Source organism: Streptomyces sp. WAC04114, assembly GCF_019733245.1.
GTDB lineage: Bacteria > Actinomycetota > Actinomycetes > Streptomycetales > Streptomycetaceae > Streptomyces > Streptomyces massasporeus_A.
Genome location: NZ_JAIGQA010000081.1, coordinates 1 through 15,542, shown reverse-complemented (window position 1 = coordinate 15,542; position 15,542 = coordinate 1). Strand labels below are relative to the sequence as shown.

At 69.1% G+C, this 15,542-nt stretch carries 10 protein-coding genes and 1 pseudogene; 7 read left to right on the top strand and 4 right to left on the bottom strand.

Annotated features, from left to right (window positions below):
• Positions 1–16: 16 nt before the first annotated feature.
• Both K4G64_RS21240 and mltG read left to right on the top strand, forming a co-directional pair.
• Positions 17–1,816, top strand: coding sequence for an ABC transporter ATP-binding protein (locus K4G64_RS21240; protein WP_221757603.1), 1,800 nt, complete (start codon positions 17–19; stop codon positions 1,814–1,816).
• Positions 1,817–1,859: 43 nt separating this feature from the next.
• Entirely contained in the window at positions 1,860–2,711 is an 852-nt protein-coding gene (gene mltG, locus K4G64_RS21235) for an endolytic transglycosylase MltG (protein WP_221757602.1), read from the top strand.
• Between the two features lie 25 nt (positions 2,712–2,736).
• Here the strand turns inward: mltG and K4G64_RS21230 are convergent, their stop codons facing one another.
• A complete protein-coding gene (locus tag K4G64_RS21230; protein WP_221757601.1) occupies positions 2,737–3,813 on the bottom strand; it encodes an NAD(P)-binding domain-containing protein in 1,077 nt (358 codons plus the stop codon).
• Positions 3,814–3,987: 174 nt separating this feature from the next.
• Between K4G64_RS21230 and K4G64_RS21225 the strand changes: the two genes are divergently transcribed.
• Positions 3,988–5,199, top strand: a complete 1,212-nt coding sequence (locus K4G64_RS21225) for a serine hydrolase (RefSeq protein ID WP_221757600.1) — start codon at positions 3,988–3,990, stop codon at positions 5,197–5,199.
• 195 nt (positions 5,200–5,394) lie between these two features.
• On the opposite strand, the gene K4G64_RS41460 is transcribed toward K4G64_RS21225, so the two are convergent.
• Complete coding sequence (locus tag K4G64_RS41460; RefSeq protein ID WP_349817350.1) at positions 5,395–5,478, bottom strand: putative leader peptide; 84 nt, start codon at positions 5,476–5,478, stop codon at positions 5,395–5,397.
• Between the two features lie 117 nt (positions 5,479–5,595).
• On the opposite strand from K4G64_RS41460, the gene K4G64_RS21220 reads away from it, so the two are divergent.
• The gene (locus K4G64_RS21220) at positions 5,596–6,018 is read left to right on the top strand and encodes a secondary thiamine-phosphate synthase enzyme YjbQ (protein WP_221757599.1); all 423 of its coding nucleotides are present in this window, start codon (positions 5,596–5,598) and stop codon (positions 6,016–6,018) included.
• Between the two features lie 320 nt (positions 6,019–6,338).
• Positions 6,339–6,533, top strand: a complete 195-nt coding sequence (locus K4G64_RS21215) for a hypothetical protein (RefSeq protein ID WP_221757598.1) — start codon at positions 6,339–6,341, stop codon at positions 6,531–6,533.
• Between the two features lie 779 nt (positions 6,534–7,312).
• On the opposite strand, the gene K4G64_RS21210 is transcribed toward K4G64_RS21215, so the two are convergent.
• Both K4G64_RS21210 and K4G64_RS21205 read right to left on the bottom strand, forming a co-directional pair.
• Positions 7,313–7,876: a hypothetical protein gene (locus tag K4G64_RS21210; protein WP_260460745.1), complete on the bottom strand. Its 564-nt coding sequence runs from the start codon at positions 7,874–7,876 to the stop codon at positions 7,313–7,315.
• Between the two features lie 163 nt (positions 7,877–8,039).
• Positions 8,040–10,682 (bottom strand): DEAD/DEAH box helicase, encoded by a 2,643-nt coding sequence (locus K4G64_RS21205; RefSeq protein ID WP_308122449.1) that lies wholly within the window; start codon positions 10,680–10,682, stop codon positions 8,040–8,042.
• Between the two features lie 160 nt (positions 10,683–10,842).
• Between K4G64_RS21205 and K4G64_RS21200 the strand changes: the two genes are divergently transcribed.
• Together K4G64_RS21200 and K4G64_RS21195 are read left to right on the top strand one after the other, a co-directional pair.
• The gene (locus K4G64_RS21200) at positions 10,843–13,839 is read left to right on the top strand and encodes a helicase-related protein (protein WP_308122448.1); all 2,997 of its coding nucleotides are present in this window, start codon (positions 10,843–10,845) and stop codon (positions 13,837–13,839) included.
• Between the two features lie 375 nt (positions 13,840–14,214).
• A pseudogene (locus K4G64_RS21195) lies at positions 14,215–15,542 on the top strand (GAF domain-containing protein); the annotation flags it as partial.

Here is a 15,542-nt window from a genome sequence, read left to right as displayed (position 1 = left end):
TCCCTCGTAGGAGCCCATGCATCCCCGTGAAGCCCCGTGGACGCCGCCGGCCGACTCCAAGGAGCAGCCCCGGCAGGTCCGCCGCATCCTCGGCCTCTTTCGCCCCTACCGGGGTCGCCTCGCGGTCGTCGGCCTGCTGGTCGGCGCCGCGTCGCTGGTCTCGGTCGCCACGCCCTTCCTGCTGAAGGAGATCCTCGACGTCGCGATCCCCGAGGGGCGCACGGGCCTGCTCAGCCTCCTCGCCCTGGGCATGATCCTCAGTGCCGTTCTGACCAGCGTCTTCGGAGTCCTCCAGACCCTGATCTCGACGACGGTCGGCCAGCGCGTCATGCACGATCTGCGCACCGCCGTCTACGGCCGGCTCCAGCGCATGTCCCTCGCCTTCTTCACGCGCACCCGCACGGGCGAGGTGCAGTCCCGCATCGCCAACGACATCGGCGGCATGCAGGCCACCGTCACCTCCACCGCGACCTCCCTGGTCTCCAACGTCACCAGCGTGGTCGCCACCATCGTCGCGATGATCGCCCTCGACTGGCGCCTGACGGTCGTCTCCCTGCTGTTGCTGCCGGTGTTCGTGTGGATCAGCCGCCGCGTCGGCAACGAACGACGCAAGATCACCACCCAGCGCCAGAAGCAGATGGCCGCCATGGCCGCCACCGTCACCGAGTCGCTCTCCGTCAGCGGCATCCTGCTGGGCCGCACCATGGGCCGCTCCGACTCGCTGACGAAGTCCTTCTCCGACGAGTCCGAGGAACTCGTCGACCTGGAGGTGCGCTCGAACATGGCGGGCCGGTGGCGCATGGCCGTCATCACGATCGTCATGGCCGCCCTGCCCGCCGTCATCTACTGGACCGCCGGCATGGCCCTCCAACTGGGCGGCCCGGAGGTCTCCATCGGCACGATCGTCGCCTTCGTCTCGCTCCAGCAGGGCCTGTTCCGCCCCGCCGTGAGCCTGCTGTCGACCGGAGTGCAGATCCAGACCTCGCTCGCCCTCTTCCAGCGCATCTTCGAGTACCTCGACCTGCCGATCGACATCACCGAGCGTCCCGACCCGGTGCACCTCGACCGCATCAAGGGAGAGGTCCGCTTCGAGAACGTCTCGTTCGGCTACGACGACAAGGGCGGCCCGGTCCTCGACGGCATCGACCTCACCGTCCCGGCGGGCAGCAGCCTCGCCCTCGTCGGCTCCACCGGCGCCGGCAAGTCCACGCTGGGCTATCTGGTGCCCCGTCTCTACGACGTCACCGGCGGCCGCGTCACCCTCGACGGGGCCGACGTCCGCGACCTCGACTTCGACACCCTGGCGCGGGCGGTCGGCGTCGTCTCGCAGGAGACCTACCTCTTCCACGCCTCGGTCGCCGAGAACCTGCGCTTCGCCAAGCCCGACGCCACCGACGAGGAACTGCACCAGGCGGCGAAGGCCGCCCAGATCCACGACCACATCGCGGCCCTGCCCGACGGTTACGACACCGTCGTGGGCGAGCGCGGCCACCGCTTCTCCGGCGGGGAGAAGCAGCGCCTGGCCATCGCCCGCACCATCCTGCGCGACCCGCCGGTGCTCATCCTCGACGAGGCCACCAGCGCGCTGGACACCCGGACCGAGGCCGCCGTCCAGGACGCCATCGACGCCCTGTCGGCCAACCGCACCACCCTCACCATCGCCCACCGGCTGTCCACCGTGCGCGGCGCCGACCAGATCGTGGTCCTCGACTCGGGCCGCGCGGTCGAACGCGGCACGCACGAGGAGCTCCTGGAGGAGGGCGGCCGGTACGCGGCGCTGGTACGCCGGGACGCTCAACTGGAACCGACAAGCTGAAAATATGCCGGGTTTGTGACGATATGCGGGTTACCGTGCCCGCATGCAGAAGAACACTCCGCCACGGAGCACGATTCGACTGACGCGCAGGGGCCGCATCGCCCTGGTCGCGACCGGAGCCGTCGTGGTCGGTACCGCCGTGGCGGTGCCGCTGCTGACCCTGGGGGACGAGGAGGAGAGCCGGCCCACGACCCTGGCGGTTCCCGAGGGATGGCGCGCGAGCCAGGTGTACGCGGCCGTCGACAAGGCCCTCGCCCTGCCCGCCGGCAGCACGAAGAAGTCCCTGGACAAGGCCGTCCTGAAACTGCCGAACGACGCCGAGGGCAATCCGGAGGGCTACCTCTTCCCGGCCACCTATCCGCTCCAGGAGAAGACCACGCCGGACAAGCTCCTCGCGCTGATGGTCGACACCGCGAACGCGAAGTTCAACGGCGCGCCCATCGCCGCCGGGGCGCAGCGCAACGCCATGAACGTGTATCAGGCCGTCACCATCGCGAGCATCGTCCAGGCCGAGGCGGCCACCAGGGCCGACATGGGCAAGGTGGCCCGGGTGATCTTCAACCGGCTCGAGCGCGGCATGCCGCTGCAGATGGACTCCACCATCAACTACGCGCTCAACCGTTCCACCCTCCGTACGACCGAGAACGACACCCGGATCGAGAGCCCCTACAACTCGTACCAGCGCATGGGACTGCCGCCCACGCCCATCGCCAACCCCGGCGAGGAGGCGATGCGCGCGGCCATCAACCCGCCCCCGGGCAACTGGCTGTACTTCGTCACGGTCCGCCCGGGCGACACCCGCTTCACGGCGGACTACCAGGAACACCAGCGCAACGTAGCGGAGTTCAACGCGCAGGCCAAGAAGAAGGAGACCGGGGCGAAGACGGCCGGCTGAGGCCCCGGCGGGCCCCGCCCCCGCGTCACGCAGCGGCCGGCTCCCGCTCCAGCAACCGCCGGATGTCCCGCACGGCCGCGCGGCCGGCGCGGTTGGCGCCGATGGTGCTGGCCGACGGTCCGTAGCCGACCAGATGGATACGGGGGTCCGCGGCCGCGTGCGTGCCTTCCATGCGGATGCCGCCGCCCGGGGCGCGCAGCCGCAGTGGCGCGAGGTGGTCGATGGCGGCGCGGAAGCCGGTGGCCCAGAGGATGACGTCGGCGTCGATGTGGCGGCCGTCCTCCCAGTCCACCCCCGTGGGCGTGACGCGGTCGAACATCGGCTGCCGGTCGAGCACCCCGTCCTCGATGCCCTGCCGGATCGCGTCGTTGAGCGGCAGCCCGGTGACCGAGACGACGCTGCGGGGCGGCAGGCCCTGCCGTACCCGCTCCTCGACGAGTGCCACCGCCGCGCGGCCGGCGTCCTCGTCGAAGGGGCCCTCGCGGAAGACCGGAGGGCGTCGCGTCACCCAGGTGGTGGCCGCCGCGTACGAGGCGATCTCCAGCAGGTGCTGGGTGCCCGAGGCGCCGCCGCCCACGACCACGACCCGCTGCCCGGCGAACTCCTCGGGCACGGCGTACTGCGCGGTGTGCAACTGCCGCCCCCGGAAGGTCTCCTGGCCCGGGTAGCGAGGCCAGAACGGCCGGTCCCAGGTGCCGGTCGCGTTGATCAGCGCCCGGGTGGACCACACACCGTCCGAGGTCTCCACGAGCAGTCGCCCGCCGGACCCCTCGCGCACGGCCCGTACGTCCACCGGGCGCCTGACCCGCAGGTCGAAGGTCCGCTCGTAGCGGTCGAAGTACTCCCTGATCACCTCGGCGGACGGCCGCTCCGGGTCCGCGCCCCCGAGCTCCATGCCCGGCAGGGCGTGCATCCCGTGCACCTTGCCGTACGTCAGCGACGGCCAGCGGAACTGCCAGGCGCCCCCGGGGCCGGGGGAGTGGTCCAGCACCACGAAGTCGCGGCCCGGCTCGAAACCGGACCGCCGCAGGTGATAGGCGCCTGCCAGACCGGCCTGACCAGCGCCTATGACGACTACCTCGACCTCGCGCGTGTTGTTCACACTTCTACTAACCGGGACGGGGCCGTGGATCTTCCCAGGACGGATCTCCCCGGCGGCCGTGGGCGTGGCTCCGAACGAGTGGACTCCTCCCCGCTCGAACCGCAAGGCGGTCCCCGGCGCCGGTGACGGTGGTGATGTTCGTTCGTCCCGCCCCCTCCGGAAGAGGCGCCCCCGATGCGACGTACTCCCTCCCGCCGTCTGTTCGCCGCAGCGCTGCTCGTGGCGTCCGTGCTGGCCCCGACGGCGGTGCTGCCCGCCGTGGCCGCCCCGGCCCCCGGCGCCGCCCGCCACGACCACGGTGACCGCGGTGACTCCCCGCGGCACGGCCTCGGACGCGAGCTCACCGAGCGGCTCGACCGGGCCGTCACGGAGGTCCGCGAGCAGGCGGGCATCCCCGGTGTCGTCGTCGGGCTGTGGATGCCGGGCAGGGGGAACTACGTCCGCGCGACCGGCGTGGCCGACACCGTCACCCGCCTGCCGATGACCGCCGACTCCTCCGTGCGGATCGGCAGCGAGACCAAGACCTTCACGGTCACGGCGCTGCTCCAGCTCGTGGACGACGGCCGGATCGGGCTGGACGACCCGATCGCGAAGTACGTCAGGGGCGTGCCGAACGGCCATCGCATCACCCTGCGCCAACTCGCCGGCATGCGCAGCGGCCTGTACCCGTACACTGCCGACGCCGACTTCATCCACGACCTGCTGAGCGACCCCGAGCGGTACTTCAACCCCCGCGAGGTCCTCACCTACGGCTTCCGGCACGCCAACACCTTCGGGCCGGGCGAGGACTTCCAGTACTCCAACAGCAATCTCGTCCTGCTGGGCCTGGTGATCGAGAAGGTCACCGGCCGCAAGCTCGCCGACGTCCTCCACGAGCGGGTGCTGCGGCCGGCCGGTCTGCGCCACACCCTGTTCCCGCAGGACGACGAGTTCCCCGAGCCGCACCCGCGCGGCTACACCGACCAGACGCTCAGCGGCGAGGTCGAGGACGTCACCGACTGGAACCCCAGCTGGGCCTGGGCGGCCGGGGCGATGATCTCGGACCTGCACGACCTGCGCCGCTGGGCGAAGGTCGTCGCCACCGGGGAACTGCTCAGCCCGAAGACCCAGGAGCAGCGCCTGAAGGTGCTGCCGATCGGCTACCCCGGCACCGACTACGGCCTCGGCATCTTCGAGACCAACGGCTGGATCGGCCACAACGGCTCGATCCCGGGTTACGAGACCGTGACCGTCTACCTGCCCTCGCAGAAGGCCACCCTGGTCATCATGATCAACACGGATGTCGTCGTCGACGGCCAGGAACCGTCGACGCTGCTCGCCCGGGCGATCACGGCGGTCGCGACCCCGGACAACGTCTACGACGGCTCGGTCGTCACCAGGCCGTGACGCGCGGGGCCCTGTCCCGTCGGCGGGGCAGGGGCCCGATGGCGGGGCCCCTGCGAGTCGGCGGGGGCCCCGCCGCTGCCTCACGACCCGGTGGAAGGGCGCGCCGAGGCCGAAACCAGAGCGATTCAGGATCGATCGGGCGATCGCCGGGCAGGCGGAACGGAGGCAGGGAAGCCGTGAAGTGGGGGGAGGGCGTCAGCAGCCGCGGCGACACGCGGCGGAGGCCACCCGCAGCAGGTCGATGTGACCGCGCGTGGTGAGCAGGGCTGAACGCAACATGCGGCCGAACCTAGTTGGCATGCGCACGGTCAACGGCGTCTCGATCAGTGGGACGTCCGTATCGCCACCGGCCCGGCGTGCCCCGGAGGAGCCCGGCGCGTGCGTCAGGATGGGGGCATGTCAGATGTCTTCACCACCCGAGTTCTCGACGTCAGCACCGGTGCCGCGGAGAAGGTCCTCGACATCACCGGTGACTGCGAGTCCTTCCTGCGCGAGACGGCGGGCGGCCGCGACGGCCTCCTCAACGTCTTCGTCCCGCACGCCACGGCCGGCATCGCCGTCCTGGAGACCGGCGCCGGCAGCGATGACGACCTCCTGGCCACGCTGCACACCCTGCTGCCCGCCGACGACCGCTGGCAGCACCGGCACGGCAGCCCCGGCCACGGCCGCGACCACGTTCTGCCCGCCCTCGTCCCGCCCCACGCGACCCTGCCGGTGGTGGGCGGGCGGCTGGAGCTCGGTACGTGGCAGTCGGTGTGCCTGGTGGATACGAACAGGGATAATCCCAACCGCCAGGTCCGGCTGTCGTTCCTCGGGTAATTCCGCGACATCCGTGACTGTAGGAGTGATCTCCGGCCGCACCAAGCGAAAAACGTGCCCGGTTCAGGCCAGAGCCGCGTGAGCCGTTCTTCGCGGCGAAGGCGCAGCAGGGTGGCTCACTGCTGCCGGGGTGCGAACGGTTGCGGATGACCTGGCTGCCGAAGTCGAGACCTCACTGAAGCGCATCTCCCAAACGATCTGGGGCAGTCGCCTTGCTCAGGTGCGGCTCGGAGGCAGATTGTGCTGGCTGACGGCCACGTCTCGGGCGTCGCGGCTTCGAAGAGATCGTTGTCTCCCCTGAGTCCGAGCTGCGGCTCCTGGTGGCGGTGCAGAAGATCGCTTCACTCCCTTGTCGAGACCTGTTCGTAGGCGTCGCGGAGCGGCGGGCGAAGACGTGGGCAGGCTTCTTCCTGGTGCCCGTGAAAGATTCGCCGGTGGGTGGGGCGCTGATCTTCCTGGTCTGCCTCGCTGATGTGCTCGGTACCAGGCTGCAGCTCCTTGGCGCGAAGCCCTGAGGTTCGCCGCGCGATGAACAGATCCCTTGATGGGGGCGCTTGCAGGAGAAGAACAGGCGGCGAGACATGCCGAGGTGAACTTCGGTCCCAGGGACGTGGCCGGTGAGGAAGTCGTCCAGACACCCGGAGCTCACGCCCGCGCGGAGGATGCGCTGCTCGACCTGGGCCTCTGCCCGCGGGCATCGGCTCGTAGGACTTGGGTACGGCCTCCTGCTCCAACAGCCGGTCGAGCTGCTGCTGGACAACTCGGTAGCCGGTCGATGGACGGCTGACTGGTCGAAGTTTGCCGGAACTATGCCCAGGACCGTCGCCTTTTGGTGGGCCATCAGGTGACCCGGCTGGTGAGATCGACTCGCACGGAGGCTACGATCCGGATCGACGCAGTCGGCGGGTCTCAGGAACCCATCCCTTGCGATGGGCCCTTCGGTCTTGGGCCCGGATGTACGGATGGGTGACTACATCGCCGGACATCTGGGCCCCAACCAGCAGGTTCCCGAGACCGTTGCCCTCAACCTCGCATTCAAGGCCGCCGGCCTGATCATAGAGATGGGTAGAAGACGCATCCCCGCCACTAAACTTCACAAGCCCAGGAAATGATCAGAGCGTTGTCACCGTGCGCGCGACTACGGCGGAGGAGGTCGAGGGTGAGCTCTCCCCACGGAGCGCGACGCCGGGGACGGTCATGGCAGAGGCAAGATGCTGATCCCAAGCGCGCTGACGGGCTGGCAATGGAGAGGCTGTTGTGGGGTGTCCTCGAGCTGGCTCGCTAGGCCTCGCAGTCAGGCCCTATTGCTGTTCCAGTTGCAGACAGAGGCCAGGAAGGTCGGTGAGGCCATGTAGGGGTTGTCCTGGCCGCCGATCACCTCGATGAGGACGGCCTCGCCGATATCCTTGAGCACTCGGATCTCGTCGCCGGCACGGAGCGTCAGACCGTTGCCGTCGTCGCCGTCGGCGGTCACGGTGAAGACCTCGCCGGACGTTGACTTGATCTCCTCGGACACGCTCCGCAGCTTCTTATACGCCGCAGTTCCACCGGCCTCGACACTACGTCCGGCCAGGTAGCCGAGCACGCCAACACCGGCGAGCAGCATACTTGGGCCACCGACTCGCTTCGCGGCGGTCGTTATCCACTGGTAACCGCCGAGATTCCCCACCCTGTTCTCCTCATGGTCGATGGTTCGGTGAAAGTACCACCACGGTGGGCACCCGGCTTCTGCCTGTTCCTGCTCTGCATGAGTTCGCGCAACAAGGGCGTATCCCCGTGGTCGACCCATGACGACAGCTCGCGCGACTTCCCGGCTGGTCCTCTCCCTCTTGTCGAGCGTCTGACTTGCCATGCTCATGGAACGCTGACTGGACGTGCAGTTGGTCACGGCCCTGGGCAGGGTACGGACAGGCGTGCTCCCCGGGAGGGTCCGGATTGTGCAGCAGGGCGAGTTGTTTGTTCCGGGATTACCACCCAGGAGAGCAGGTGTGACAACGGCACAGGCACGAGAGGAAAGGTCGTCACGGTGTCTCAGTCGAGCTTCGACCGGACGTATTCGGCTCTGTGTCTCGCGTCCGACAGCCGCCAGTGAGCAGGCGTTCGCGCTCGGCCGCCACGATTTCCCGTGCCAGCTCAGCGTCCGTGATGTCGAACGCTTCCGGGGCACTGTCGGCGGTTTCGGAAACGCGGGCGAACTCCGCGAAGAGTTGATTCTTGCGCGCCAGTATCTCGATGATGCGTTGGTCGACGCCTTCTTCGGAGAGCAGACGGTGCACCTGTACCGACTCCAGCTGCCCCATCCTGTGGGAGCGGCCGATTGCCTGCCATTCGGTCGTCGGCTTGAGCTGGGGCTCGCAGATCACGACGACCGATGCCGCCTGGATGTTCAGACCGACGCCGCCCGCCACGATCTGGGCGACGAGGACGGCCCCGTCGGGGGCCTGGGAGAACTCGTCGACCATGCTCTGCCGCTTCGCGGCGGGTACGGAACCGGTCAGGGGCCCGAAGACCTTCCCCGGGAGGACCGCCGTCACTTCGTCAAGAACATGACGGAAGTACGAGAAGACCAGCACCTTGCGCCCGTTGTCCTCCGCCTCCTGGACGATGTCGATGAGGCGCTGCATCTTCCCGGACCTGACGCCGGCGAGCAGAGCGGCCTGGCGCATGGCCGCGAAATTGCCTTCGATGACAGCCGCTCGGTAGCGCTGCTCGTCGGCGCTGGACATCGGCATCCACTCGTCGACCTCGACCCGCTCCGGGAGCTCGGTGAGGACATCTTCCTGGTTGCGCCGCAGGTAAGCCGGGGCTACCTGCTTCCGGAACTGGCGAGGAGCGAGCTCCGAGGCACTGATCGAAAGATCCGGCCGGAGGTAGCCGACGAGATTACGGAATTCCTCGATCCTGTTCTCCAGCGGGGTGCCGGTCAGAAGGACTGCTCGCTCCGATGCGTGGATGAGGGCCGTGGAACGTTGGGTGCGCCGGGCATCCGGATTCTTGATGTAGTGCGCTTCGTCGAACACCAGGCATGCGGGTGCGACGCGTTCGGGTATCCGCCCCTCCATCCAGCCGAGGGTGTCGTAGGTGGTGACCGCGACTCCGCCGTTGCGGATCCAGGACTTCAGCGCGTCGTCGCGCCCCGGCCCGTGCAGGCGGTACGCGCGCAGATCGGATTTCGCCCGGACTTCGCGCACCCAGTTGGTCACAACGGCGGCGGGACACACCACCAGGAAATGGGAGGAGCCCTTGGCGTGCAAGTGAGCGAGCACGGCGAGTGACTCGACCGTTTTCCCCAGGCCCATCTCGTCGCCGATGATGACCTTCCGCTGCACGATCGCGAAACGTGCTCCGAATGACTGGTACCCGCGGAGGGACGCCTTGAGATGGCTGGTGTCGAGCTTGAGTTCCCTGACCGCGGTGACTACCTCGGCCGGCAGGTCCCCTTGGCTTTTCTCGGCATCATCCGCCAGGAATCCGAGCTCGGCGAGCATCGCGTAGTAATCGGCCGGCCGGGCGCTGAAGTCATCCCACGGATCACCGCCTGCGACGTCAGTCCCACCGTCGAGTCCCGCCCCGCGGCGCTCGACGGCCGCCAGCGCGGAACGCAACTCGGCTACGGTCCGGGCCTGGGGGACGAGAACGACATGGGAGGCTCGGGAATCCAGACCCTGGAGGAGCGGTCGTACCGCGTCGGCGGCGTCGAGGTCCGCTGTCGCGCTCCGGATCGAGCGTGCCGCGTCCCACGTCCGCAGCGCCGTGAGGAGCTTCGTGGTGGCCTGGGACCGGTTCTTGATGTCGATGCGGACCGGCATCTCGTCCAGCGTGGTCTGCCAGATGGTCCGTGCGGCGCCGACCATCCGGTTGCCCGTCGTCTCACCGACTCCGGGAAGCGATCGCATCTGTGATGCCTGGTCGAGGACCTGCTGCACGTTCCCAATCCCGGCACCGGTCAGCGCGTTGATGCGCAGCCGGCCGCTGGTTGCGTCCTTGAGCCGCTCGACGGGCATTTCGGTGAGCAGCTTGCGCACCTCGGCCTGCCGTACGGCATTGCCGGCGGCGCTGACTGCCGCTCTGAACTCGGTCTCGCTGTGCAGGGCCCGGTCCATCGCGGCGAGCGCGGTCCTGGCGGCGTCCAGTTCATGCCGTTCGACGAGTTCGGCCCGGGCACCGAGGCGGTGGCCGAAGCCCACGGCGTCATCGAGGACGGCCGGGGGGCCGACCGAGGGGAAGGCACTTCTGTTCCAAGCTGCCAGGTTTTCCAGCTCGGTGACGAGCCGGGTGCTCGCAACCTGCTCGTGCAGCGAGACCAGGTAGGCCGCAGCCTGCCCCGCTTCGTTCTTGCGGCCCTTGCCCGAGAACATCCGGCGGGCACCGAACAGCGCCCGGACGGCCGTCAGCGCCCGGTCGGCGTCGCCGGTCAACTGGTGGATGCCCTGCTGGACAAGGGCGCTGAGCTCCGGAAGAGCCTGGTGGCGGGCCAGGGAGGTCACCAGGTCGGCATCGGACGGCGTGAGCTGCAGTACGCGCCATGCGGTGCTGCTCCCTGCCCTGAGTGAGGTCACGCGCCCGAGGAGCCGCCTGGCGGCGTCCTCCGCCGCTGTCTCGACCGGCTTGCGCTGCTCGACGATCTGCATCGCGAGCTTGCGCCACCCGCTGATCTCCTCCACCACACCACGCAGGTGCTGACGTGCTTCTCGCTCCATTGCCCCCGCCACTCGCACGACCTCTGGGAAGATTAGCGACCCCGGTTGACGAAGTCGACGGGACCAGGGAACCGCCGGAACGTCCGAGTAGCGTTCGCCGGCCGGCAAGCAGGAGGTTGTGTACGTGCTGCTCGAGGAGCTCAAGCCGGGACTGCGGATCAGCGGACTCATACCGGCGGAGGCAGTCACGGTCATCGCCGCCCAGTGGCACGGTGCGAACGCGGTCGAGCTGACCTACAAGACCGCCGGGGGCGGCCTCGACCAGCGGATCGTCTTCCGCAAGGACGAGGACGGGCTGAGCGTCGCGCACAGTGGCAGCCGCGCCTTCGACGCGCCCGCCGGCGACTTCAGGCTGGCCGCGGAGGCCCAGCGGATGTCACTGGCCGGCCTGTTCGACCCGATGCTCGCCGTGGCGACCAGCGACGTTCAGCCGCTCCCGCACCAGATCCGCGCCGTGTACGGCGAGCTCCTGCCCCGCACACCGTTGCGCTTCCTGCTCGCCGACGATCCGGGCGCGGGAAAGACGATCATGGCTGGTCTCTACATCAAGGAGCTCTTGCTGCGCGATGACGTCAAACAGTGCCTCATCGTGGCGCCGGGAGGCCTGGTCGATCAATGGCAGGACGAGCTCTTCTTCAAGTTCGGCCTCCGTTTCGACCTGCTCACGAACCAGCTCATCGACTCCCAGCCCCATGTCAACGTCTTCGAGACTCACCCGATGCTGATCGCCCGCATGGATCAGCTCTCCCGCAACGAGCAGCTGAAGGCCCAGCTCAAGGAGACGGAGTGGGACCTGATCGTCGTCGACGAGGCGCACCGCATGGGTGCCCACTTCTTCGGTGGCAAGGTGGAGAAGACCAAGCGGTTCCAGCTCGGCGAGATCCTCGGCGAGATCACGCGTCACCTGCTCCTGATGACGGCGACCCCGCACTCGGGGAAGGAGGAGGACTTCCAGCTCTTCCTCACTCTGCTGGACCGTGACCGGTTCGAGGGCAGGCAGAAGAGGAGCGCCGACGTCAGCGGGATCATGCGGCGCATGATCAAGGAGGACCTGCTCACCTTCGAGGGCAGGAAGCTCTTCCCCGAGCGCGTCGCGGAGACCGTTCCCTACGAGCTCACGGCTCTCGAGTACGACCTGTACGAGGACGTCACCCACTATGTGCGCGAGGGGATGAACCGCGCCGGCCGCATCGGCGGCAAGCGCAGGAACACGGTCGGCTTCGCGCTCACCGTCCTGCAGCGACGTCTGGCCTCCAGCCCGGAGGCGATCTACCGGAGCCTCGTGCGGCGTACCGAGCGCCTGGAGCGGAGGAGGCAGGAGATCCTCCACGGGACCTATCGCGAGAGCTTGCCCGCCGTCGATCCCGCCCACTTCGACACTGACGAGCTGAATGCCGAAGAGATCGAAGAACTGGAGGAGGAACTTCTCGATGCCGCGACGGCGGCGCAGACGGTCGAGGAACTCGACGTCGAGCTCACCGAGCTGAGGGCGTTGGTGAAGACGGCGCAGCGGGTCCGGGAGGCAGGCACGGACCGCAAGTGGACCGAGCTGTCCGCCCTTCTCCGGGACCACGCGCTGGTGACGGACGCCAACGGCCGGCCCCGGAAACTCATCATCTTCACCGAGCACCGCGACACCCTGCGCTACCTGCAGGACAAGATCGGGTCGCTGATGGGCGGGCCCGGTGCCGTCAGGGCCATTCACGGTGGCGTACACCGGGCGGAGCGGCGGCAGATCACCGAGGAGTTCACCAAGAACCGTGATGTGCGGATCCTGCTGGCCACCGACGCCGCCGGCGAGGGACTCAACCTGCAGGCCGCACATCTGATGGTCAACTACGACCTGCCCTGGAACCCCAACCGCATCGAGCAGCGCTTCGGCCGCATCCACCGCATCGGCCAGGAGGAGGTCTGCCGGCTCTGGAACCTCGTCGCCTCCAACACCCGCGAGGGTGAGGTCTTCACACGCCTGCTGGAGAAGCTCGACCAGATGCGCGAGACATACGGCGGGAAGGTCTTCGACGTCCTGGGGCAGGCGTTCGCCGAGATCCCGCTGCGGAACCTGCTCCTGGACGCCATCCAGTACGGTGAGCAGCCGGCTGTCAGGAATCGGATGTACGAGGTCATCGACAGCACCGTCGGAGACGGCCTCAAGGGCCTCCTGGACGAGCGTGCGCTCGCTGTGGAGCACTTCTCGGACGTCGATCTCCGCGCCCTGCGTTCCGCGATGGACGAAGCCCGCGCCCGACGTCTTCAGCCCCACGACATCGCGTCGGTCTTCAAGGGGGCCTTCACCCGGCTCGGCGGCCGGATCGTCGCGTGCGAACAGGGGCGCCACGAGATAACCCACGTGCCGCAAGGCGTCCGTTCGGCAGGCAACGGGCCCATCGCCACCAGCTACGATCACGTCTTCTTCGACCTCGACCATGTCCGGCCCGACGCCCGTGCCCACGTCGACCTGCTCGTCCCCGGCCACCCGCTGCACGACGCCGTCATGGCCGAGACCATCCAGACCTTCGAGGGTGCACTCAACCGGGGCACCGTCCTCGTCTCGGCCACCCTCGAAGAACCACACCTTCTCGTCGGGATGGTCGAAGAGGTCGTGGATGCCACCGGTGCGTCGGTGGACCGACGGTTCGCCTACGTCAACGTCGACAGCCGTGGCACAGTGCGGCCGGCCGGCCCCGCGCCCTACCTCGACTGCGACGATGCGCCCGACGGCGCGTCGGCCGATATCACGTGCGGTCTTCCCTGGCTCGCGGACGCCGAGGCCAAGGCGACCAGCTGGATCATCACCAACCGGCTCCCCGCGTATCTGGCCGAGGTCCAGCCCCGTCGCCTGGCGGAGCTGGTCAGGACCCGTGAACTGGTGACCAAGCGCCTGACCTCCGAGAAAGAGCGGCTGCTCCTCGACGCTGTGGCGGCCGCCGAGAAGGAACGGAGGGGCGAAAAGCCCAAGGAGTCCTCCGCGAGCCTCCACCGCAAGGCTGCCGGGCTCGATGTACGGCTCCGGAAGCGCCTCGCACTGCTCGACCGGCAGCAGTCGATGTCGACGAAGCCGCCGCAGATAGTCGCCGCGGCGCTTGTGGTGAACGTCCCCGGTCCGCCCTCTCGCAAGTGATGATCGCTCGTGTGTGATCACGGGACGGCGTGAAGCGGGCGGACATGCAATTCGGCTGATCCGCAACAGGTCGAGCACCCGTCGGCGCCTATCGGTTCCCGCGTGCTGAGCCGCCCACCAGGACGGGGCCTGGTGAGGCCCGACTATGCCGCGGGTTGTCTTAACGGAGCTTGGTGGACACCAACAGGGACAACCCGGAGCGGAAGGTGCGCCTGAGTTTCCTGGGGGGAGCGCGGTCCCTCGGGCCCGGCCTGCCGGTCGCCGGGCCCGCCCGGTCCCGGCGCGCCGTGACGCCTGCCCTTAATGCCCGTATTCTCATCAATGCCAGATTCTCTTCGGAGAAGCGGATTGTCGCGGGCGCGAGTGAGGCGAAGCGTGGTTCGATCCGGCGAGGAGCCCAGGCCGGCGGGGCGTGCGACGGACGGCACGGGACCCGCCCGTCTTCGCGAGCTGTTCCTCCAGGGCGAGCCGGTCGAGACGGGCGTGCGGACGTCCATCCTGAACTCCTGGCGACGCTCCCGGTCCCTCGGGCTGTCACCGGACGCGTCCGATCTGCCCTACCGGGAGGACTTCGACCCGGGCGGCCGTATCGTCCGGGCGGCCCTGCCGGTGCTCGACCGGCTGCAGGCCACGTTCGCCGGCGGCCAGGTCAACATCTCGGTCGCCGACGCTAACGGGACGGTACTGCTGCGCCGCTTCGGGGATCCGGCGATGACCAGAAGCCTCCCGGCCATCCAGGTCGTCCCGGGGTTCGTGTTCGCCGAGCAGGTCGCCGGTACCAACGGCATCGGGCTGGCCCTCGCGGAGCGGCAGCTCATCCGCGTCCACGGCGCCGAGCACTTCGCGGAGCGCTCCCAGCAGAGCGCGTGCGTCGCCCTGCCCGTCCGTGATCCGCTCAGCGGGCGCATCGAGGGCGTCCTGTGCCTCGGCTACCCCCGCGGCTTCGAGCGGCCGGCGCTGGGCGTCGCCATCCGCCGGGCGGCCGAGGGCATCGAGCGGCGGTTGCTGGGGCAGAGCTCCGCGCGTGAGGGGGCCCTGCTGCGGACCTACCTGGGTGCCGGCGCCGGAGCCACCGATCCGCGCCGCGGTGTGGCGCTGGACGCGCTTGCGGACGAGTTCCACCCTCGTGACCAGGCGATTCTCCGGGAGAGGGCCGCCGAGTTGATCTCCGGGGCGCAGTTGGGCGCCGCCGAGGTGACCCTGCCGGACGGGCGGCGGGTGACGCTGGTGAGCCGTCCGGTGACGAGTGGTTCCGGTGTGCGGGGCATCGCGATCGAGGTCGTGCTGTCCGGTTCCCCGGCGGGGGAGCCGCTGGCCATACCGCACCAGATGGACGAGCTGTCCGGCTTCACCGACCTCGCCGTCCCGCTCTCCGGCCCGGCGCTCACCCTGCCCTCCGGCCACGGCGCCGCCTCCGCCCGCCCGGTCGTCGCACCCGACAGGGGTGACGGGATCGACGGTGGCAGGACCGGCTTGAGCACCGTCGGTGCCTCGGAGCCGCCGGCCACGGCTGACGGCGCCCCGAATACCTCGAAGCAGATCACGGCGGACGGCACCGTCGGAGGCGCCCCGGAGCCCGTCACCGCGGATGGCATCGTGGTGAGCGGTCCGGAACCCGTCACGGCGGACAGTCGTCTGCGCACCGCCGGGCCAGCTACCGCGGACGGCGGCCGGCCCCCCGCCGAGCCCGCCACACCCGACAT